This is a genomic window from Pseudomonas sp. 05T35 (assembly GCF_056396605.1).
The window spans coordinates 1-399 of the sequence record NZ_JBFTLU010000998.1; the positions used below are offsets into that span (position 1 = coordinate 1).

Genomic DNA, 399 nt, shown 5'->3' on the forward strand with positions numbered 1-399 from the left:
CACGTGGGGCGCGACGGTCATGGAACAGAACCGCATGGGGGATTATTTCCTGAAGAAAACCTCACCGGCCGGCGGTTCGCTGCAGGGCACCGAGGTGTATGCGGTGCTGATGAATGTGCAAGGTTTCGAACGCGGTCTTTACCACTATTCGGTACGCCGTCACGGGCTTGAGTTGCTGTCACGGGAAGACCCGCGAGTCTGGATCAGCGACGCCTGTGGCGAGCAGCCGTGGATCAAGGACGCAGCGGCAGTGTTTGTGTCCACGGCGCGTGTCGAGCGAATGGCCTGGAAGTACGAGTTCAGCCGGGCGCTGCGGGTGGCGCTGATGGATGCCGGGCATCTGAGTCAGACCTTTTCACTGGTGGCCACTGCGTTGGGGTTGGGCTGTTTCACTACGGC

At 61.4% G+C, this 399-nt stretch carries 1 protein-coding gene; it reads left to right on the forward strand.

The features are described 5' to 3' along the window. Positions 1-19: 19 nt before the first annotated feature. The coding region (locus AC1DH9_RS31100) for a SagB/ThcOx family dehydrogenase (protein ID WP_477809581.1) at positions 20-399 on the forward strand (380 nt) is incomplete at its 3' end.